The 20,648-nt window shown below is 64.0% G+C and carries 19 protein-coding genes; 15 read left to right on the plus strand and 4 right to left on the minus strand.

The window, feature by feature from the left end; genetic code table 11:
* Positions 1 to 164 precede the first annotated feature (164 nt).
* The 3 genes from J8I26_RS03935 to J8I26_RS03945 all read left to right on the plus strand — a co-directional run bounded on the left by J8I26_RS03935 (position 165) and on the right by J8I26_RS03945 (position 2,651).
* Positions 165 to 1,100 carry an HDOD domain-containing protein gene (locus J8I26_RS03935; protein WP_209604232.1) on the plus strand — a complete coding sequence of 312 codons (936 nt, stop codon included), beginning with the start codon at positions 165 to 167 and terminating at the stop codon, positions 1,098 to 1,100.
* Between the two features lie 524 nt (positions 1,101 to 1,624).
* Positions 1,625 to 2,320, plus strand: coding sequence for a transporter (locus J8I26_RS03940; protein ID WP_245200034.1), 696 nt, complete (start codon positions 1,625 to 1,627; stop codon positions 2,318 to 2,320).
* Between the two features lie 124 nt (positions 2,321 to 2,444).
* Positions 2,445 to 2,651: a hypothetical protein gene (locus J8I26_RS03945; RefSeq protein WP_209604234.1), complete on the plus strand. Its 207-nt coding sequence runs from the start codon at positions 2,445 to 2,447 to the stop codon at positions 2,649 to 2,651.
* 164 nt (positions 2,652 to 2,815) lie between these two features.
* Here the strand turns inward: J8I26_RS03945 and prpF are convergent, their stop codons facing one another.
* The 3 genes from prpF to J8I26_RS03960 all read right to left on the minus strand — a co-directional run bounded on the left by prpF (position 2,816) and on the right by J8I26_RS03960 (position 7,573).
* Positions 2,816 to 4,006: a 2-methylaconitate cis-trans isomerase PrpF gene (prpF, locus tag J8I26_RS03950; RefSeq protein WP_209604235.1), complete on the minus strand. Its 1,191-nt coding sequence runs from the start codon at positions 4,004 to 4,006 to the stop codon at positions 2,816 to 2,818.
* 173 nt (positions 4,007 to 4,179) lie between these two features.
* On the minus strand, positions 4,180 to 6,795 hold the full coding sequence (acnD, locus tag J8I26_RS03955) for a Fe/S-dependent 2-methylisocitrate dehydratase AcnD (protein ID WP_209604236.1): 2,616 nt from the start codon (positions 6,793 to 6,795) through the stop codon (positions 4,180 to 4,182).
* A gap of 61 nt (positions 6,796 to 6,856) precedes the next feature.
* Positions 6,857 to 7,573, minus strand: a complete 717-nt coding sequence (locus J8I26_RS03960) for a GntR family transcriptional regulator (RefSeq protein WP_209604238.1) — start codon at positions 7,571 to 7,573, stop codon at positions 6,857 to 6,859.
* A 252-nt stretch (positions 7,574 to 7,825) separates the two neighbouring features.
* On the opposite strand from J8I26_RS03960, the gene J8I26_RS03965 reads away from it, so the two are divergent.
* From J8I26_RS03965 to J8I26_RS04015, 12 genes are all read left to right on the plus strand, one after another.
* On the plus strand, positions 7,826 to 8,563 hold the full coding sequence (locus J8I26_RS03965) for an IclR family transcriptional regulator (protein WP_209604239.1): 738 nt from the start codon (positions 7,826 to 7,828) through the stop codon (positions 8,561 to 8,563).
* A gap of 153 nt (positions 8,564 to 8,716) precedes the next feature.
* A complete protein-coding gene (locus J8I26_RS03970) occupies positions 8,717 to 9,469 on the plus strand; it encodes a glutamine ABC transporter substrate-binding protein (RefSeq protein ID WP_209604802.1) in 753 nt (250 codons plus the stop codon).
* A 170-nt stretch (positions 9,470 to 9,639) separates the two neighbouring features.
* Complete coding sequence (locus tag J8I26_RS03975; RefSeq protein WP_209604240.1) at positions 9,640 to 10,305, plus strand: amino acid ABC transporter permease; 666 nt, start codon at positions 9,640 to 9,642, stop codon at positions 10,303 to 10,305.
* Positions 10,305 to 11,078, plus strand: coding sequence for an amino acid ABC transporter ATP-binding protein (locus J8I26_RS03980; protein ID WP_245200035.1), 774 nt, complete (start codon positions 10,305 to 10,307; stop codon positions 11,076 to 11,078). Before J8I26_RS03975 ends, J8I26_RS03980 begins: the two co-directional genes overlap by 1 nt.
* A 13-nt stretch (positions 11,079 to 11,091) precedes the next feature.
* Positions 11,092 to 11,685, plus strand: a complete 594-nt coding sequence (locus J8I26_RS03985) for a HutD family protein (RefSeq protein ID WP_245200036.1) — start codon at positions 11,092 to 11,094, stop codon at positions 11,683 to 11,685.
* Positions 11,686 to 11,790: 105 nt separating this feature from the next.
* The gene (locus tag J8I26_RS03990) at positions 11,791 to 13,212 is read left to right on the plus strand and encodes a formimidoylglutamate deiminase (RefSeq protein WP_209604242.1); all 1,422 of its coding nucleotides are present in this window, start codon (positions 11,791 to 11,793) and stop codon (positions 13,210 to 13,212) included.
* 20 nt (positions 13,213 to 13,232) lie between these two features.
* Entirely contained in the window at positions 13,233 to 14,033 is an 801-nt protein-coding gene (gene hutG / locus J8I26_RS03995; RefSeq protein ID WP_209604243.1) for an N-formylglutamate deformylase, read from the plus strand.
* A 211-nt stretch (positions 14,034 to 14,244) separates the two neighbouring features.
* Positions 14,245 to 14,682, plus strand: a complete 438-nt coding sequence (locus J8I26_RS04000) for a universal stress protein (protein WP_209604244.1) — start codon at positions 14,245 to 14,247, stop codon at positions 14,680 to 14,682.
* A 178-nt stretch (positions 14,683 to 14,860) separates the two neighbouring features.
* On the plus strand, positions 14,861 to 16,054 hold the full coding sequence (gene nhaA / locus J8I26_RS04005; protein ID WP_209604246.1) for a Na+/H+ antiporter NhaA: 1,194 nt from the start codon (positions 14,861 to 14,863) through the stop codon (positions 16,052 to 16,054).
* A gap of 479 nt (positions 16,055 to 16,533) precedes the next feature.
* Positions 16,534 to 16,659, plus strand: coding sequence for a hypothetical protein (locus J8I26_RS22775; RefSeq protein ID WP_280868266.1), 126 nt, complete (start codon positions 16,534 to 16,536; stop codon positions 16,657 to 16,659).
* 74 nt (positions 16,660 to 16,733) lie between these two features.
* Entirely contained in the window at positions 16,734 to 16,910 is a 177-nt protein-coding gene (locus J8I26_RS04010; RefSeq protein WP_209604248.1) for a hypothetical protein, read from the plus strand.
* A 390-nt stretch (positions 16,911 to 17,300) separates the two neighbouring features.
* The gene (locus J8I26_RS04015) at positions 17,301 to 19,001 is read left to right on the plus strand and encodes a methyl-accepting chemotaxis protein (RefSeq protein ID WP_209604250.1); all 1,701 of its coding nucleotides are present in this window, start codon (positions 17,301 to 17,303) and stop codon (positions 18,999 to 19,001) included.
* An 89-nt stretch (positions 19,002 to 19,090) separates the two neighbouring features.
* Here the strand turns inward: J8I26_RS04015 and J8I26_RS04020 are convergent, their stop codons facing one another.
* Positions 19,091 to 20,569: an MDR family MFS transporter gene (locus tag J8I26_RS04020; protein ID WP_245200037.1), complete on the minus strand. Its 1,479-nt coding sequence runs from the start codon at positions 20,567 to 20,569 to the stop codon at positions 19,091 to 19,093.
* Between the last annotated feature and the right edge of the window lie 79 nt (positions 20,570 to 20,648).

The following is a 20,648-nucleotide window of genomic DNA, read 5'->3' on the forward strand; positions in this document are numbered from 1 at the left end:
TCTGCCGTGCCGTCGGTGCAGGGCGCATTTTCCTGTCAGCGTACGGCCGGCAAAACTCGCAAATATTTGAATGGCGCATCGCAAAATGTAAATGTATTAGGTATCCTAGCGAAACCGTTCTTGCCTCTTCAGAACTTTGCATCCTGACAATCACCGAGCGATCAATGTCGACCTACATCGAAACCAAAACATTTCGTGAACTGCAGGATTCGGAAGTCTTGCCCGCGCCGTCGGGCGTGCGCCTGAACATCATGCAGATGTGCCAGCAGGAAGATATCGCGCTGCCCGAGCTGGTCTCGCAGGTGCAGGGCGATCCGGTGCTGGCCGGGCGACTGATCCAGATCGCCAACATCCCCAACATCAACAAGGGCCGCATGGTGGCCTCGGTCAACGTCGAACTGCTGCTGATGGTGGGCCTGCATGCCGTGCGCCAGATGGCGCTGGCGATCTCGCTGACCGAGTCGGCGCGCCGCGGCGACTGCAAGGAATTCAACTACGACGCCTTCTGGGCGCGCTCCACTGCGATGGCCTGCGCCGGACAGGCGCTGGGCGAAATGCTGCAACTGGCGCCGCCTGCCGAAATGTTCACCAACGGCTTGCTGGCCGGTATCGGCCGCCTGGGCCTGGCGTCGGCCCGTCCCAAGCGCTATGGCGAACTGCTGGCCGAGGGCGCGCAAGGGCAGGCGCTGCTCGACAAGGAACAGGAGGCCTTTGGCTTCGACCACCTGCGCCTGGCCGCGGCGATGATGGAAGACTGGCATTTCCCCAAGCTCTTCTGTACCGCCGTGCTGCATCACGAGAACCCCGAAGCCTCCGGCCTGGACGAGGATGACCGCCAGCAGCAGCTGGTGCGCATGCTGGAGTTGGCCGGTTGCGTGGCCGATGTCTGCGTGGCGACCTCGGTGGAGGCGCGCGCGCAGTTGTTGCCGCGCCTGCTGAAGCTGGGCGAGCGCTTCTCGCTGCCGCTCTCCAGCATGGAATACATCTGCGGCCGCGTCTCGTGGGACTGGAGCGACTGGGGCGCATTGCTGCACGTGCCGACCCAGGTGCTGCCGGAAATCGGCGCGGAACTGGCCGAGGCGGCCAAGGATCCGGCCTGATTTTTCAGCCTGGCGGCGAGTCGAGGCTCGCAAAATGCGACTTGTTTCGATTTGCCGCTGGTCATCTGTTGGAAAATGGTACAAACGCCGTTTTTGTATTTGTACCGTCAGTCTTGAATGCTAGTATGGCGCCCGTTCTGGAAGCAAACATCCGGCGCCGTCCCGCCCGCCACGGAACCCGGCGCCCTCGTCGATATCGACACTGCGGCTCGCATTCCAGTGCCGCATCCTACCGTTGAGCTTCCAGGCCGGAGCGAGGACAGTCCGATGCCGCCGGCATCGTTGTCCCGTCCACCAGGACGCGGCATCTGCCGCCATCAATAACCAGAAAACGTAGCGGGGCTGTTCCGTCAGCTTGCATCAGCCATGTCGCCAGCATTGCCGGCGCGGCGCACGTCCGTGCGTCGCGGGGAACCGGAGGCGGCGTGCGCATTGCCTGCCGATGACCCGCTGCATTCATCGCTTTAAGAACAGGTGGTTTCATGAAAAAAATCCTGTGCGCAACCTGGATCGCTTGCGCAACGATGAATCAGGCATACGCCGCCCACCCGCTGGTCACCGACGACGCAGGCGTGCAAGGAGAGGGGCGTCACCAGATCGAAGTCAACACCGATTGGAGCCGGCAAGCCGGCCAGTCCGGCCATGTCGGGGCCTTTACCTACACCTACGGGGTTACCGACAAGCTGGACCTGTTCGCCAACCTGCCGTTGACCTTCCAGGCCAAGGACGGCGCCGGCGTGGGCGACTATTCACTGGGCGCCAAATGGCGCTACTACGATGAGGAAGGCCTGGCGCTGGCGTTCAAGCCCGAGTTCTTCGTGCCCAGCGGCGACGCCGAAAAAGGCCTGGGCAACGGCAAAAGCGGCCTGGGCCTGACCGCCATCGGCTCCTACGAGACCGGCCCGTGGACGCTGCACGGCAATGCCGGCCTGCGCTACAACCGTTATCAGCTGGGCAGCGACGACCAGTCCAAGCGCAAGCTGGTGTGGCGGGCCTCGGCGGCCACCTGGTATGCGTTGAGCGAGCAGTGGCGGCTGGTGGCCGACACCGGCCTGGCGCAGAACCAGGACAAGGCCAACCGCACCTGGCCGGCTTACGCGCTGCTGGGCGTGATCTGGTCGCCCAACAAGAGCGTCGACCTCGACGTCGGCGCCAAATTCGGCGTGAACAAGGCCGAAGTCACGCGCCAGTTCGGCGTCGGCGTCACGCTGCATTACTGACAACGCACGGCCCGTGAGGGCTGTGCAGTGCAGCATGAGACGCGCTGGTAAGCGCCGCCAAATCTGCTATCTTTGACCTTGGCAAAGGCCATGCCACGATGGGCCACGACAAAGGAGATGACACATGGATCTGGTGGAAAAATTCGATGCCAAAGGCAAGACCGGCGCACCTTACCACGTAGAGGTGTACCAGACGCAGCAGGACGAAGCCGACGCGGCCGCGCGGGCATTCAGCCGGACTTACCAACTCGCCGACGGACGTGCGCTTGATCCCCTGACCAACGAGAAATTCCGGATCGTGCAGACCGGGGAGAAAATCTACCGGGTCTGATATTCCGCATCAGCCACGAAAAAAGCCGGCACCGCAAGGTGGCCGGCTTTTTCTTTGCCCGTTTCGTGGAGAGGTCGTTGCCGCCGCCACGCCGCTGACGTCGGGCGTCTTGCCCGGCCGCATGAGCGCCGGCGGCAAATCAGCGGGCAGGGTGCCCGCAGCGATCAGAACGCGTCGCCCGGCACCCGCACCCAGCCTTCCATCAGCACGCGCGCACTGCGGCTCATGACGGCCTTGGTGACCACCCACTGTGCGCCTTCCAGTTTTGCCTCGGCGCCCACGCGCAAGGTGCCTGACGGATGGCCGAAGCGCACGCTGTGACGTTCACCGCCGCCGGCGGCGAGGTTCACCAGCGTTCCGGGAATGGCCGCGGCGGTGCCGATGGCGACCGCCGCCGTGCCCATCATCGCGTGGTGCAGCTTGCCCATGGACATGGCGCGCACCAGCACGTCGGCGTCGGCCGTGGTGACCGTCTTGCCGCTGGAGGACACATAGTCCTTCGACGGCGCCACGAAGGCGACCTTGGGCGTGTGCTGGCGCGTGGCGGCTTCTTCCACCTTGCTGATCAGGCCCATGCGGATGGCGCCGTGGGCGCGGATGGTCTCGAAACGGGCCAGCGCCGCCGGGTCGCTGTTGATGGCGTCCTGCAGCTCGGCGCCGGTATAGCCGATCTCCTCGGCATTGAGGAAGATGGTGGGGATGCCGGCGTTGATCATGGTGGCCTTGAAGCTGCCCACGCCGGGCACCTCCAGCGTGTCGACCACGTTCCCGGTGGGGAACATGGCGCCGCCGGCGCCGTCTTCTTCGGCCGACGGATCCATGAATTCCAGTTGCACTTCGGCAGCCGGGAAGGTCACGCCATCAAGCTCGAAGTCGCCGGTTTCCTGCACCTGGCCGTTGATGACGGGCACATGGGCGACGATGGTCTTGCCGATATTGGCCTGCCAGATGCGCACCACGGCGATGCCGTTCTTGGGCACCTTGTCCGGGCCGACCAGGCCGGCGGCGATGGCGAACGGGCCGACCGCGGCCGACAGGTTCCCGCAGTTGCCGCTCCAGTCGACGAAGTCCTTGTCGATCGAGACCTGGCCGAACAGATAGTCGACGTCATGGCCGGGACGGTTGCTCTTGGAAATGATCACCGTCTTGCTGGTGCTGGAGGTGGCGCCGCCCATGCCGTCGATTTGCTTGCCGTAGGGGTCGGGACTGCCGATCACCCGCTGCAGCAGCTTGTCGCGCGCGCGGCCGGGCACGCGGGCGGCCTCGGGCAAATCGTCCAGCTTGAAGAACACACCCTTGCTGGTGCCGCCGCGCAGGTAGGTGGCGGGGATGCGGATTTGGGGGACTTGGCTCATGGTCTTGTTCCTTTTTTGGGTGCTGCTTTGTCTTGTTCGGCGTCTTTCGGTTTGCGGACAACGACGCTGGGTTCCTGCTTTCGCAGGAACGACAGGCCTGCTGTACATCAACCTTCGTCGCCCCTGCGAAAGCAGAGGCCCAGCGTCGTTCGCCGCGTTTCAGCGCCGGCTCTTCAAACCGCCTTGCGCTCGCCCTTGCCGGCAGAAGCCTCCAAGAAGTCCTGCGCAAATCGCTGCAGCACGCCGCCGGCCTCGTAGATCGAGACTTCCTCGGCGGTGTCCAGCCGGCAGGTGACAGGGACTTCAACGCGCTCGCCGTTCTTGCGGTGGATCACCAGCGTCAGGTCGGCGCGCGGCTTGCGCTGGCCGATCACATCGTAAGTTTCGGTGCCGTCGATGCCATAGGTGTTGCGGTTCTCGCCGGCCTTGAACTCCAGCGGCAGCACGCCCATGCCGATCAGGTTGGTGCGGTGGATGCGCTCGAAGCCTTCGGCCACGATGGCTTCCACCCCGGCCAGGCGCACGCCCTTGGCGGCCCAGTCGCGCGAGGAGCCCTGGCCGTAATCGGCGCCGGCGATGATGATCAGCGGTTGCTTGCGCTCCATGTAGGCTTCGATGGTTTCCCACATGCGCATGACCTTGCCCTCCGGCTCCAGGCGCGCCAGCGAGCCTTGCTTCACGCTGCCGTCTTCTTTCTTCACCATTTCGTTGAACAGCTTGGGGTTGGCGAAGGTAGCGCGCTGCGCGGTCAGGTGGTCGCCGCGGTGGGTGGCGTAGGAGTTGAAGTCTTCTTCCGGCAGGCCCATCTTGTGCAGGTATTCGCCGGCCGCGCTGTCCATCAGGATGGCGTTGGACGGTGACAGGTGGTCGGTGGTGATGTTGTCGCCCAGCACTGCCAGCGGACGCATGCCAGAGAGCGTGCGTTCGCCGGCCAGCGCGCCTTCCCAGTAGGGCGGACGGCGGATGTAGGTGCTTTGCGCGCGCCAGTCGTACAGCGGGCTGACGGCCTGGCTGCGGTCCACGCGCGCCGAGAACATCGGCGTGTAGACATTGCGGAACTGCTGCGGCTTCACGGCCGCCTTGACCACGGTGTCGATCTCTTCGTCGCTGGGCCAGATGTCCTTCAGGCGGATCTCGCGGCCGTCGGCGGTGGTGCCCAGCACGTCCTGCTCGATGTCGAAGCGGATGGTGCCGGCAATCGCATAGGCCACCACCAGCGGCGGCGAGGCCAGGAAGGCTTGCTTGGCGTAGGGGTGGATGCGGCCGTCGAAGTTGCGGTTGCCCGACAGCACGGCGGTGGCATACAGGTCGCGGTCGATGATCTCCTGCTGGATCTTCGGATCGAGCGCGCCGGACATGCCGTTGCAGGTAGTGCAGGCGAAGGCGACGATGCCGAAGCCCAGTTTTTCCAGGTCGGCGGTGAGGCCGGCTTCTTCCAGATAAAGCTCCACCGCCTTGGATCCCGGCGCCAGCGAGCTCTTCACCCACGGCTTGCGGGTCAGGCCCAGGCGGTTGGCGTTGCGCGCCAGCAGGGCGGCGGCGATCACGTTGCGCGGGTTGCTGGTGTTGGTGCAGCTGGTGATGGCGGCGATGATGACGGCGCCGTCGGGCATCTTGCCGGATTCGTTTTCCACCTTGCCGGCGATGCCCTGCGCCGCCAGCTCGGACACCGGCAGACGCTTGTGCGGATTGGAGGGGCCGGCCAGCGTGCGCACCACGGTCGAGAGGTCGAAGTGCAGCACGCGTTCGTACTCGGCGTTTTTCAGGCTGTCGGACCACAAGCCGGTTTCCTTGGCGTAGGTTTCCACCAGCTTGACCTGTTCGTCCTCGCGGCCGGTCAGCTTCAGGTAATCGATGGTCTGCTGGTCGATCGAGAACATGGCGGCGGTGGCGCCGTATTCCGGAGCCATGTTGGAGATCGTGGCGCGGTCGCCCAGCGTCAGGCTGGAGGCGCCGTCGCCGTAGAACTCCAGATACGCGCCGACGACCTTTTGCTTGCGCAGGAATTCGGTCAGCGAGAGCACGATGTCGGTGGCGGTGATGCCGGGCTGGCGCCGGCCGGTCAGTTCGACGCCGATGATGTCGGGCAGGCGCATCCAGGAGGCGCGGCCCAGCATGACGTTCTCGGCCTCAAGGCCGCCCACGCCGATAGCGATCACGCCCAGCGCATCCACGTGCGGCGTGTGGCTGTCGGTGCCGACCAGGGTGTCGGGGAAGGCCACGCCGTCCTTGGTGTAGATCACCGGCGACATTTTCTCCAGGTTGATCTGGTGCATGATGCCGTTGCCTGGCGGGATCACCTCCATGTTCTCGAAGGCTTGCTTGGTCCAGTCGATGAAGTGGAAACGGTCCTCGTTGCGACGGTCTTCGATCGCGCGATTCTTCTCGAATGCCTGCGGGTCGTCGCCGCCGCATTCCACCGCCAGCGAATGGTCCACGATCAGCTGCACCGGCACCACCGGATTGACCTTGGCCGGATCGCCGCCCATGTCGGCGATCGCGTCGCGCAGGCCGGCCAGATCCACCAGCGCGGTCTGGCCGAGGATGTCATGGCACACCACGCGCGCCGGAAACCATGGGAAATCCAGATCGCGTTTGCGCTCGATCAGCTGGCGCAGCGAATCGGTCAACGTGGCCGGATCACAGCGTCGCACCAGGTTCTCGGCCAGCACGCGGGAGGTGTAGGGCAGGCCGTCCCAGGCGCCGGGCTTGATGGCGTCGACGGCGGCGCGAGCATCGAAATAGTCCAGCTGGGTGCCCGGCAGTTGCTTGCGGTATTGAGTATTCATGGCGGTTGGCTCGTGGTTGTCTCGGTGAATTGATCTAGGTATCGGTATCGGGGGATGGGGCTCAGGCCTGGTCGCGCTTGAGGTCGGCCTGGGCGATCTGGTGCTCGATGTTGCCGCGTGAGGCGCCGATGTGCCGGCGCATCAGCAGGTCGGCCAGTTCGCCGTCGCCGTCGGCCAGCGCATCGAGGATGCGATGGTGTTCGGCGAAGGCCTGGCGCGGCCGGTTGGGGGAAGAAGAGTTGGCGGAATACTGGATGCGGTACATGCGCGCCAACTGGTACAGCTCGCCGCACAGGATGCGGGTCAGGATCTGGTTGCCGCTGGCCTGGATGATCTTGTAGTGGAAGTCGTCGTCGCCGTCCTGCTGGTAATAACCGCGGCCGGCCTGGAAGGCTTCGTCCTTCTCATGGGTGTCGAGCACGCGACGCAGTTCGTCGAGCTCGGCGCGACTCATGCGCTGGGCCGCCAGGCGGCAGGCCATGCCTTCCAGCGATTCGCGCATCTGGAACAGCTCCACCAGCCCCTCCAGCGTCAGCGAGACCACGCGCGCGCCCACGTGCGGCACGCGCACCAGCAGGTTCTGGCCCTCCAGTCGATGGATGGCTTCGCGCAGCGGACCGCGGCTGATGCCGTAGGTGCGCGCCAGTTCAGGCTCGGAAATCTTGCTGCCCGGGGCGATTTCGCCCTGGACGATGGCGGTTTGGATCTTTCTGAACACATGCTCGGAAAGCGTCTCTCCGTCGCGTTCTGAGCCTGGTAAAGCAATCAGCTCACTCATGGTGTCGACAATCCTGTGTTTTTTGTTGCGCCAACTATAGCACTTTCATTGATTTTCGCGACAAGTGTCGACAGTTAAATATTTTTGGATCCAACCGGTTAAAAAATAGCATGAGGTTTTTTTCGTCTCCGGTGAGAAAATTCGCCGATTCTTTGAGAAATTGCGAAATCGGATCCAAAATTTTTCAAAAATATTTCTCGTCGTGAGAGAATCGATTACCGAAATTGAGAATTTAACTTTATATTGCGCACCATGGACTCTCCACAGACCTCTACCATCGTCGACCGCGTACTACATGTTCTAGCCGGCGTAGCCCGCGCGGGCAAGCCCGTCAGTGCCAAACAGATCGCTGCCATGGTGCAGCAACCGGTGAGCACGGTGTATCGCCACCTGGCTTCCCTGAAGAAGTGGGGACTGCTGCAGGAACACATGAACTCCGGCACTTTCGAGCCGGGGCCGACCGGCGTGCAACTGGCTTGGGGCTTCGACCAGAACTCCAACCTGATCAGCCAGAGCCGTGAAGAGATCAGCTCGCTGGTGGAGCGCAGCGGCGAGAGCGTGGGTCTGCTGGTCTATATCAACGGCGAGATGGTCTGTATCGCCATGGAAGAGAGCACCCAGCCGCTGCGCTGCTCCTTCACCAAGGGCCGTTCGCATTCGCTGCACAAGGGCGCCTCGGCCAAGAGCCTGCTGGCCTTCATGCCGCGCAAGCTGCAGCAGAAGCTGCTGCTGGATCAACTGGGCGACAAGCCGGAAGAAGTGGCGGCGCTGGAAGTGCAGCTCGAAGAGATCCGCCGCCGCGGTTATTCCATCAGCGAAAGCGAGGTGGATCTGGGCGTGTGGGGCGTGTCGGTGCCCATCCTGTCTTCCAATGGCCGCCTGGAAGGCACCATCACGCTGATGGCCCCGGCACTGCGCGTAGGTCAGCGCGAGCAGGAACTGGTGCGTATGACGGTGGAAGCCGCGCAGCGCATATGTAATCGTTTTTAAGCGCATCTGCCGCGTCGGCGCCGAGGCGTCGGGCTCATACCATAGCCCATGCCGATACGGCATGGGCGCGCAAAAACAGTTTTGTTGTTGTCGTCCCGCCAGGAAATCAGCCGGCGTCAGTCCGGTCCGTTGCTTCTACTTGAGGAACCCATGATGAAAATTTCCAAGCTGCTCTGTACCTTCACCGCCGCGTTCGCCATGCTGACCGCGCTCGCTCCCGCGGCCCACGCCGCCGACAACGTGATCCGCGTCGGCACCGATGCCACCTTCCCGCCGATGGAATTCGTCAAGGACGGCAAGCGCACCGGCTTCGACATCGAGCTGATCGAAGCGCTGGCCAAGACCATGGGCAAGAAGGTCCAGTGGATCGACATCGACTTCAAGGGCCTGATCCCGGGCCTGATCTCCAACCGCTTCGACATCGCCGCCTCGGCCATCTACATGACCGACGAACGCCGCAAGGTGGTCAACTTCAGCGACCCGTATTACCGCGGCGGCCTGGCCGTGCTGGTGCGCCGCGACGACGCCAGCATCAAGGTGCCGGACGACCTGAACAAGGGCAAGAAGGTCTCGGTGCAGGTCGGCACCAAGTCGGTCGGCTACCTGAAGGACAACTTCCCGGGCGTTGAGCGCGTCGAGGTGGAAAAGAACCAGGCCATGTTCGACTTGCTGACCACCGGCCGCGTCAATGCCGCCGTCACCGGTCGTCCGGCCGCCGTGGAGTTCGCACGCACCCAGCCGCAAGTGCGCGTGCTGGACAAGGGCCTGACCACCGAGCTGTACGGCTACGCCATGCGCAAGGGCGACACCGAACTGGCCGAGCAACTGAACAAGGCGCTGCAGACGCTGCGCGTGAACGGCACCTACACCGCGCTGACCGACAAGTGGTTCGGCAAGAGCGAGTAATCTTCCTCACCTGAACCACGAACAAGCCGCGGCTGCACCGCACCCGGTGCGGCGGCCGCGGCCGCGATGGCCGCCCGGTCATCGCGCCACGACGTTTTTCCACTTTTCATGAAGGTCCGCCGCCGCCGGCCATGTGGCGCGGCAGCATGATTCACCTTCCGGAGCCTCCAATGGATTTCGACTTCTCGCCGATCTGGGACAGCTGGCATTCGCTCGCCGCCGGTACGGCCGTCACGGTGGAGATCACCGCCGCCGCGCTGGTGCTGGGTTGCGTGCTGGGCCTGCTGGTCGGCCTGGGGCGCCTGTCGCCGCAACGCCGCATCATCTACGGCATCTGTACCGTATACCTGACCCTGGTGCGCGGCACGCCGCTGCTGGTGCAGCTGTTCATCTGGTTCTTCGGCCTGCCGCATTTCGGCATCCTGCTGCCGGCTTATGTGTGCGGCATCCTGGGCCTGGGTATCTACAGTGGCGCTTATGTGTCGGAAATCGTGCGTGGTTCCATCCAGTCGATCGAACGCGGCCAGATGGAAGCGGCGCGCTCGCTGGGCCTGCCTTACAAGATGGCGATGCGTCGCGTGATCCTGCCGCAGGCCTTCGTGCGCATGATCCCGCCGCTGGGTAACGAATTCATCGCGCTGATCAAGAACTCGGCGCTGGTGTCGCTGCTGACCATCGCCGACCTGATGCATGAAGGTGAAAAGATCATCAGCGTCTCCTATCGCTCGCTTGAGGTGTATCTGGTGATCGCCGTGATCTACCTGGTCCTGACCAGCGTCACCACATTGATACTGCGCCGCATCGAGAAGGTGCTGCGCTCGGAAGGGAGAGTGTGATGAGCCAGGCGATCGTCGACGTCAAGGGCCTGAAGAAATCCTTCGGCGAGCACGTGGTGCTGAAGAACATCGATTTCAGCGTCCAGCCCAGCCAGGTGGTGGTGGTGATCGGCCCCAGCGGATCGGGCAAGAGCACCTTCCTGCGCTGCCTGAATGGCCTGGAAACCGCCGAGGGCGGCACCGTCGTGGTGTCCGGCCATCCGGTGGTGGAAAACGGCCGCATGATGCCCGAGGCCAAGCTGGACGCGCTGCGCAGCGAGGTGGGCATGGTATTCCAGTCGTTCAACCTGTTCCCGCACCTGTCGGTGCTGGACAACATCACGCTGGCGCCCACCTGTCTGCGCGGCGTGCCGCGCAAGCAGGCCGAAGAGTTGGGCATGCGCTTGCTGAAGAAGGTCGGCCTGGATCACAAGGCCAAGGTCTATCCCGGCACGCTGTCGGGCGGCCAGAAGCAGCGCGTTGCCATCGCGCGCGCGCTGGCGATGGAGCCCAAGGTGATGCTGTTCGACGAGCCGACCTCCGCGCTCGACCCGGAACTGGTGGGCGAGGTGCTGCAGGTGATGAAGGATCTGGCCGCCGAAGGCATGACCATGTTGATCGTCACCCACGAAATGGGCTTTGCCCGCGAAGTGGCGGACGTGGTGGTGGTGATGGACCATGGCAGCATTGTCGAAGCCGGCGCTCCGGCCGATATCTTCACGGCGCCAAAGGAAGCGCGCACCCGCAGCTTCCTGCAGACCATGCTGGCGCGCGAGGCGGTGCATGGCGGTTGATCCCAGAATTGACATGTCGGACGCCATCGTCGCGGTCGGCAATCTGGCCCGCGTCGATGCCGTGCCCTGGAAGAACGAGGGTGGACAAACGCGCGAGCTGTGCGTGGAGCCGCCCGAGGCCGGCTTTGCCGATTTCGTCTGGCGCGCCAGCGTGGCCGATGTCGGTCGCGACGGCGATTTTTCGACCTTCGACGGCATCGACCGCACCATCGTGCTGCTGGAAGGCGGCGGTTTCACCATCGCGTCCGAAGGCCGCCCGCTGCATGATTTGCGCGACTGCTTCGCGCCGTTCGCCTTCGCCGGAGAACTGAAGGTCTCGGTCCAACTGCATGGCGCGCCGACGCTGGACTTCAACCTGATGATCCGGCGCGAGCTGGCCGAGGGCGAGGTGGTGATGATGACCGAGCAGAACTCGCGGCGGCTGGATGCCGACACAGCCTTGCTGTACGTCGCGCAGGGCGCGGCCTGCCTGTCGGACCAGAACGGGCTGCAATTGCAGTTGCGCACCGGCGAATTCGTGCGGCTGCGTGAAGGCGCGCTACTGCCCGACCTGCTGTGCGCGGCGGGCGCGGTGGTGCTGGCGGTGCATATCCGCCGCAAGCATTGATGCAGACACTGATGCAAGAATTTCCACCTTCCGCGTGCGCCGAGAGCGCCGCGGATGCATGAAGGCAGCAGCAGTAGTCCAATAAAACCAATAAAGGGCGCTTAGATGGCAACGCACAACGAGCAACATCCGAATACCCCAGGCGGGCAGTTGTTCTGCCGCTCGGCCTTGCTGCCGCAGGGCTGGCGCAGCGACGTGCTGCTGCGCTGGAATGCTGACGGCGACCTGACCGAGGTCACGCCGGACAGCGCGCCGGGCGACGCGCCGCTGGCCGCCGGCGCGGTCATCCCGGGCATGCCCAACCTGCATTCGCACGCGTTCCAGCGCGCCATGGCCGGCCTGACCGAGACCATGGGCAGCCCGACCGATTCCTTCTGGAGCTGGCGCACGCTGATGTACCGCTTCGCCCAGCGCCTGCAGCCGCAGCACCTGGAGGCAATCGCCCGTCATCTGTATATCGAGATGCTCAAAGCGGGCTACACCTCGGTGTGCGAATTCCACTACCTGCACCATGCGCCGGGCGGCGTCGCTTACGACGATCCGGCCGAGTTGTCGCTGCGCGTGATGCAGGCATCGCAGGATGCCGGCATCGGCATGACGCTGCTGCCGGTGCTGTACCAGTACGGCGGCTTCGGCAGCGCCGCGCCGCTGGAGCACCAGGCGCGCTTCATCTCATCGCCGCAGTGGATGCTGGACTTGCGTGCGCGCCTGCAGCAGGCGCTGCCGGAGAACGGCATGCGTCGCTACGGCGTGGCGCCGCACTCGCTGCGCGCGGTCGACGCCGACGGACTGGCGCAACTGGTCGCCAGCCTGCGCGCCCAGCCGGGCGGGGCCGACGCGCCCATTCATATTCATATCGCCGAGCAGACGCGCGAGGTCGACGATTGCCTGGCCTGGTGCGGCAAGCGGCCGGTACAGTTGTTGCTGTCCCAGCAGCAGCTCGACGCCCGCTGGTGCCTGGTGCACGCCACGCACATGTCGGACGACGAGTACGCAGCCGTGGCGCAAAGCGGCGCCGTGGTGGGCCTGTGCCCGACCACGGAGGCCAATCTCGGCGACGGCATCATCGACGCGCAGCGCCTGCTGGCCGACGGCGCCAACTGGGGCGTGGGATCGGACAGCAACATCGCCATCAATGTGCGTTCCGAACTGCGCCTGCTCGAATATGGGCAGCGCCTGCACCATCGCCGGCGCAATGTGCTGGCCTCGCAAGCGGCCCCGGCCGTGGCCGACCGGCTGTTCACGCAGGCCGTGGCGGGCGGGGCGCTGGCCACCGGCCGTCGCGTGGCGGGCCTGGCCGCTGGCCAGCGCGCCGACTTCGTGGTGCTGGACGGCGACGACATCAACCTGGCCGACCGTGCGCCGGAGCAGCTGCTATCGGCGCTGGTATTCTGCGAACACGAAGGCAACCCGGTGCGCGACGTGCACGTCGGCGGCCGCCGCGTGGTGGCCGACGGGCGCCATGCGCTGGAAGAGGGCGCGCGCGCCGCTTACCGCGCCACGGTGTCTGAGCTGTTGAAAGACTAAGAACCGAACAAGGAAAGACTATGACCCAGGAAGTATTCACGCTGCGCCAAGGAACGGCGCCTCTGCTGATTTCCATGCCGCACGTTGGCACCCAGCTGCCCGCAGACCTGCAACCTGCCTTCAGCCAAGTCGGCCTGCAGGTGGACGACACCGACTGGCACATCGGGGAACTGTACGATTTCGCGGTGGAGATGGGCGTGTCCATCATCCGCCCGACCTATTCGCGCTACACCATCGACCTCAACCGTCCGGCCGACGGCCAGAGTTTGTATCCGGGCCAGAACACCACCGGCCTGTGCCCGCTGACCACCTTCGACAACGTGCCGCTCTACAAGCCCGGCATGGAGCCGGACGAGGCCGAGATCGCGCGCCGCCTGCCCTTGTACTGGAAGCCTTACCACGAGGCGCTGCAGGCCGAACTGGAGCGCATCAAGTCCATTCACGGCTACGCCTTGCTGTGGGACGCTCACTCCATCCGCTCGCTGATCCCGCACCTGTTTGAGGGCGAGCTGCCGGTGTTCAACTTCGGCTCGGCCAGCGGCGAATCCTGCGCCCCGGGCGTGGCCGAGGGCTTGCTGCAGCAGGCGCAGCAACTGGCGCCGCACTATCCGGCAGTGCTCAACGGCCGCTTTAAGGGCGGCTATATCACCCGCAACTACGGCAAGCCGGCGCAGAAGGTGCACGCCGTACAGCTGGAGCTGGCGCAGCGCAGCTACATGCAAGAGCAGGCGCCGTACGCGCTGGACGCCGGCCTGGCCGGCAAGTTGAAGCCGGTGCTGGCGGAGCTGATCAAGACCTACCTGGCGTTCAAGCCGGCCTGACCGTACCGGTTCGGCAAAACAAGACGGCCTGCAGCGATGCAGGCCGTTTTGCATTGGGGGAAGGCGCTGACGACAGCGGCGATTTGATCCAGCGCAAACGCCGCGTGCGCCACTGCAAAGGCTGGCGCTGGCTTGATGCACGTCAAGCCGCAGGGCAGCGCGCGGGCATAGGATGCAGTCATACGATTTGTGTCCACCTGGCGAGGTCATCATGTTCAAGAACATCCTTTTGGCAACCGACGGTTCCCGGCTGTGCAATGAATCGGTGAAGGCGGCGATCGCCCTGGCGAAAAGCTGCGGCAGTCGGCTGGTCGGCCTGTCCGTGGCCGGTAACCTGCGGGCGTTGTCCATCCCTGAAGTCAGCGTGGGGGTGGATCTGCAGCAGTCCGATGAAGCCGGTCGCGCCAAGGCGCTGGCCAGCATCGCGATGATCACCGAGATGGCGCGCGAACAGGGCGTGGATTGCACGGTGCAGGTGGCGCAGGGCGGCCGTCCCTACGAGGAGATCATGCGCGTGGCCGAGCGCGAGCATTGCGACGCCATCTTCATGGCCTCCAAGGCGCGCTCGACGCTGGGGCGCATGTTGATGGGCAGCCAGACGCAGAAGGTGCTGGCGCGCAGCAAGGTGCCGGTGCTGGTGTTCCGTTGATTTGCTGGTGACGGGGAGACGCGACAGACAAAATACAGGTTTGTGGTGTGGAGGGCAGGGCCGCTCTTTGTGGAGAAGAGCGGCCCTTTTTTTGTTGGCGCAGATGATTTGGAGAAACGCCCTACAGTTGGTACAGTTTGCCCTTGTCCAAAGATGAGTCGCAACGAAGGGAGCAATATTGGCCAAGGCAGAACACCACAACGACGGCGGCAACGCCTTCACCCGTTTTTTTGCGCATGAGGCCGCCGGCGGCATCGTGCTGGCGATCGCCGCCGTGCTGGCGCTGGTCATCAGCAATTCCGGCTGGCGCGAGGCCTACGAGGCCTTCACCAGGGTGCGCGGCACGGTCGACGTCGGCGGTCTGGTGGTCTTGTCCAAGCCCTTGCTGCTGTGGGTGAACGAGCTGTGGATGGCGGTGTTCTTCTTCCTGGTCGGCCTCGAGATCAAACGCGAATTCGTCGAAGGCGAGCTGGCCTCGCGCAGCCAGGCCATCTTGCCCGCAGTTGCCGCGCTGGGCGGCATGGCGGTGCCGGCGCTGATCTATGCGGCGATCAATCTGGGCGACCCGGTGGCGCTGCGCGGCTGGGCGATTCCGGCAGCTACCGACATCGCCTTTGCCATCGGCATCGTAATGCTGCTGGGTTCGCGCGTGCCGACCTCCCTCAAGGTGTTCCTGACCGCAGTGGCGATCATCGACGACCTGGGCGCCATCGTGGTCATCGCGCTGTTTTATACCGACCAGCTGTCGCTGCCGATGCTGGCCGGCGCCGGCGTCGGCACCTTGCTGCTGATCTTGCTCAACCGCAGCGGCGTGCGCCGTGCCGACGTTTATCTGGTGGTCGGCCTGGCGATCTGGGTCTGTGTGCTGAAGTCCGGCATCCATGCCACGCTGGCCGGAGTGGTCACGGCGCTGGCGATCCCCATGAAGGATGGCGAGGGCAAGCCGCTGGCCGGCGCGCTGGAGCATGGCCTGCATCCCTGGGTGGCGTTCCTGGTGCTGCCGATGTTCGCCTTTGCCAACGCCGGTGTGTCGTTGCAGGGCATGTCGCTGGACAGCCTGTTCGATCCCATTCCCCTGGGAATTGCCGCCGGACTGGTACTGGGCAAGACCATCGGCGTGTTCGGTGCGGTCTGGCTGATGGTCAAAAGCGGGCTGGCGGCCATGCCGGCCGGCGCCAGCACGCGGCAGGTCATCGGCGTGTGCGTACTGTGCGGGATCGGTTTCACGATGAGTCTGTTCATCGGCGGTCTGGCTTTCCAAGGACTGAGCCCAGACTTCGAGGCCAAGCTGAAGCTGGGGGTGCTGGGCGGATCTATCCTGGCGGGGCTGCTGGGCACCGCCGTGCTCTGGCGAAAACCCGCCCAGACATAAGCAGCCTGAATGGCGCGCCGGGTCGGACTGCCGGCGTCGCCGGCCGCCAGGCGCGGCCTAATTTTTTATATCGTTTCTCTCCGCGGAGCTGCTTCAGTCGCCGAACGGCGACTATCTCGACACTTTCCGTATTGCGACGCAGGATGTCAGTCTGCCAACAATGGAAAACTCGTCAATCTTCAACTCCCGCATTCCTGCTGGAAAAGCTGCAAGCGAGCAAATGTTGTCACGCTGCTTTCGATTTATGACAGCGGGAAATTGCTGCTGCGCGAAATAAGCCGTTGTTTACATGAGGATTTGGCAGGAGCAAGATGGGCTGGAACCTCAAGGCCTGCGCGGCATCTGCCAGTAACGGGCAGGTTGGAATGGCAACATGCAGTGTGCAGCAAGCCGGAATGCACCAATCTGGCGCGGTTTTCAAGGCCTGAGCAATAAGCTTCGTGAATATTGCGTGGCGACAAGATACGGAGGAGACAATCATGAAAATGATCGAGCTTTTGATGGGGTATGGCGTTCAAGCTCTGCTGTGGTACGCTCTCTACGTTGTCATTGGCAGCTGTGCCTTCGGCGCCTACGTCTGGCGCCGCACGGGTTACGGCCAATGATGCTTTAGAGTGGCGAGGCCAGCGGCAGGGGATGCCGGGCATCGCCCCGAGTGCTTTTAGCTGGGGAAGTTGTCATGCATATTGTGGATAAGCTCATGTCGTGGGGCATGACTTTTCTGAGCTGGTACGTGGTCTACGTGCTGGTTGCCGGCGGCGCGTTTGCCGCCTGGCTGGTTTATCGGGTGTGGCTGCAGGATTCCGTCAAGGCCAGGCATGGGCAGCAGGCTTCGCATCATCGTCGGGTCGACTGATCCCGCATCGTCAAAAAATTTTCGGCGGCGTCGCGCAGTGTTGTGTGACGCCGCCTTCGTCTTTTTAGGCTCCCGCGGTCGTCGAATTTGCCTTTGCAGATCCGGCCCGGCACGTGTAAAGCACAGGTGAAGTTGCTGTTCGACAGGCAACTTTAATTATCTTTACTCTAATTGTTGCCATCTGCCGGTGTACATGCGGCGCAACAAAAAGCAGATACAGTCATCAGACCACTTGCTATCCATTAATTTATGCCCCATCATCCCACCCGCTAATAAAACAAAGCATCAGTTCGGTTTGTCGTTCGCCATTACTGTTCAAACAATAAAAGCCATCGTCTTCGCGAAAGAGAAGGAGAGACAGCTACCAACAAGAACAGTAAAGGAAGAAGCATGTCCACGTATTTCAAGAATTTGGGCGTCGGCGTTCGCCTTGGCGCCGTGTTCACCCTCATCGTGACGCTGCTGGCCATCGTGGCCATCACCGCAGTCGTCAAGATCGGCAACATCAATCACGCGATCAATCAGATCGTCTCAGACCGTTACCTCAAGGTGCGCTGGGCCTTCGACGTGCGCGACGGCGTCAACGACCAGATCAAGTACCTGCGCGGCATCGTCATCGACGCCGGCCGTCCGGGCATGAACGACAAGCGCTACGATCAACTGGCGGTGTCGGTCAAGCAGACCAAGGAAGCCATCGACAAGATCGCCGCGCGCCAGAGCACCGAAGTGGGCAGGAAAAAGATCAAGGTGCTGGACGACGCCCGCGTCGTCTTCGACACCAGCAAGGAAGAATTGCTGGCGCTGGCCCGATCCGGCAACGTGGATGCCGCCGGCGAATATGCGCTGCGCAAGATCACTACCGCCCAGAACGCCTACCTCGACACCGCGACCGCCTTCGCCAATTCGCAGGACCAGCAGCTGCAGGCCGAAGGCGTGCAGGCAATCGAAGATGGCGCGCTGGCCATCAACGTCACGCTGGCATGCTCGACGGTGGCGGTGCTGGCCTCAATCGTGCTGGGCTATCTGTTGACCCGCTCCATCGTGCGCCCCCTGCGCGAAGCCGTACGCGTGGCCGAGAACGTCGCCGCCGGCGACCTCACCACCCGCATCGATGACAGTGCCAAAGACGAGACCGGCCAGCTCATGCATGCGCTGCGCAAGATGAACGACAACCTTGTTTCCATCGTGTCGGGCGTGCGCCGCGGTACCGACTCGATCACCACCGCGTCCAATGAAATCGCCAGCGGCAACCTCGACCTCTCCGCCCGTACCGAGCAGCAGGCCGGCTCGCTGGAAGAGACCGCGTCGGCCATGGAGGAGATGACCTCGACCGTGCGCCAGAACGCCGACAACGCCCGCCAGGCGAACCAGATGGCGACTTCCGCTTCGCAGATCGCGATCCAGGGCGGCGCCATTGTGGGTCGCGTGGTCGATACCATGGACGAGATCAACACCTCCTCCAGAAAGATCGTCGACATCATCGGCGTGATCGACGGCATTGCCTTCCAGACCAACATCCTGGCGCTGAACGCCGCTGTGGAAGCGGCACGGGCCGGTGAACAGGGCCGCGGCTTCGCGGTGGTGGCAACCGAAGTGCGCAGCCTGGCCCAGCGCTCGGCCGCCGCCGCCAAGGAAATCAAGTCCCTGATCGACGACTCGGTGACCAAGGTCGACGGCGGTAGCAAGCTGGTGGCCGAAGCCGGCGCCACGATGGAGCAGGTGGTCAACAGCGTCAAGAGCGTGACCGACATCGTCGGCGAGATCACCGCCGCCAGTTCGGAGCAGAGCACCGGCATCGAAGAGATCAACCGCGCCATCACCCAGATGGACGAAGTCACGCAGCAGAACGCCGCCCTGGTCGAAGAGGCCGCCGCCGCCGCGCAGTCGATGCAGGAGCAGGCGCAGAACCTGTCGCAGGCGATCAGCATCTTCAAGTTGGCGCACCTGAACGCCGCACCGTCGGCCGCCGTCTACCAGCCGTCCCCGGCGCAGCTGAAAAAAGCCGCGCCGGCCGCGCCGCGCCTGGCTGCCGCCGCGCCGGCACCGAAGTCCCGTCTGCAACAGGATGAAGACGCCTGGGAAACCTTCTGATCCAGGGGCGCAGTCACCAGCTGCAACGACAATGAAAAAGAGCAACCATCCGGTTGCTCTTTTTTTATGGCTGTTTCGACCGCCTGCTGTTAATCAAGGGCCACCGTTGGATGCTCGCCGGAGCGCAGCATCACATTGGGCGACTTCAGGCAAATCAGCAAGGCCACAACCATCGCCGCCGCGATGCCGAGGAACATCACCGAGAACGCCGCCGGCGCCACGCTGACGGCCGGCATGATGGCGCCGTGCAGATCCATCGCGCCGGAGGAGCCCGGCAGATGCAGCTGCGACTCCAGATAGGCGCCCACCGCCGCGCCGCCCAGCATGCTGCCCACCGACCGCAATAACAGCAGGGTGCCGGTGGCGGTGCCGATGTCGCCCTGGCGCGCGGCGTTTTGCACCGCCATCAGCGTACCCACCATGGTGCAGCCCAGCCCCACGCCGGCCAGCGCCGAGAACAGGATGGTGCCGGCCAGCGGCAAGTGTGGCGCCAGCACCGACAGCAGCAGGAAGCCGGCAATCGAAAGAATCGCGCCGGTCACTACCACCGGCTTCATGCGACCCATCTTGCGCGCCAGGTGGCCGGTGGCGTAGTTGCCCAGCACGTTGGCCACCAGGAAGGGGATCATCAGCAGCCCGGCATTGGTGGCGCCGCTGCGGAACATGTTCTGGTAGAAGATCGGCAGCACGAACAGCGAGGCGAACACGCCGCCGGCGGCCAGGGTGGAGGCCAGGGTACCGGTCAGCAGGGCGCGGTCGGTGAACAGGCGCGGCGGAAAGAGACCGTCCACCTTGCGGATCTGCTGCGCCGCCAGCAGGCCGAAGCCGATCACGAACATCAGCGCCAGACCCAGCATGCCGGCTGAAGCCCATGGCAGCGCCTTGCCGCCCAGCGTCAGCATCAGCAGCAATGAACTGACGGTGGCGATCATCAGCAGGCTGCCCAGGGTATCGAAGCGGGTTCGGTAGTCGCGAGCCTTGAAGGTTGCCGGAAGGCCGCGCCGGCACAGGTGCAGCGCCAGCAGGCCTAGCGGCAGGTTGATCCAGAACAGCCATTTCCACGAGGCATGATCGGCCAGGAAGCCGCCCACCAGCGGCCCGGCAATCGAGGCCAGCGCCCAGACCCCGGCCAGATAGCCCTGATAACGCCCGCGTTCGCGCGGCGTTACGGCGTCGGCGATGGCGGCCTGGGCGAGCGACATCAGGCCGCCGCCGCCCAGGCCCTGCAGGGCGCGCAGGAAGATCAGCTGAGTGATGCTCTGGGCGAAACCGCAGGCCACCGAGGCGACGATGAAGATCACCAGGCAGATCTCCAGCAGCTTGCGGCGGCCGTAGGTGTCCGACAGCCGGCCGTAGATCGGCGCGACGATGGTCGAGGCCAGCAGGTAGGCGGTCAGGATCCAGGACAGGTTGCGGCTGTCATGCAGGTCGCGCGCCATGGCGGGGATGGCCGGGATGACCACCGTCTGGTCCAGCGCCGCCAGGAAGATGCAGATCACGATGCCGCTGAGGACGCGCATCACTGCCTTGTGTTTGAGCTGCGCCTGGTCGGCGGTCGTATTGTCCATCAGTTGCCTGTCGTGCAGCACGTCATCATAAATGCGAAAAAGTGCGGGGAAATAAAGGAAAGTGCGACATTGTAGTCCG

It is taken from the genome of Herbaspirillum sp. LeCh32-8 (assembly GCF_017814915.1).
Lineage (GTDB): Bacteria > Pseudomonadota > Gammaproteobacteria > Burkholderiales > Burkholderiaceae_D > Herbaspirillum.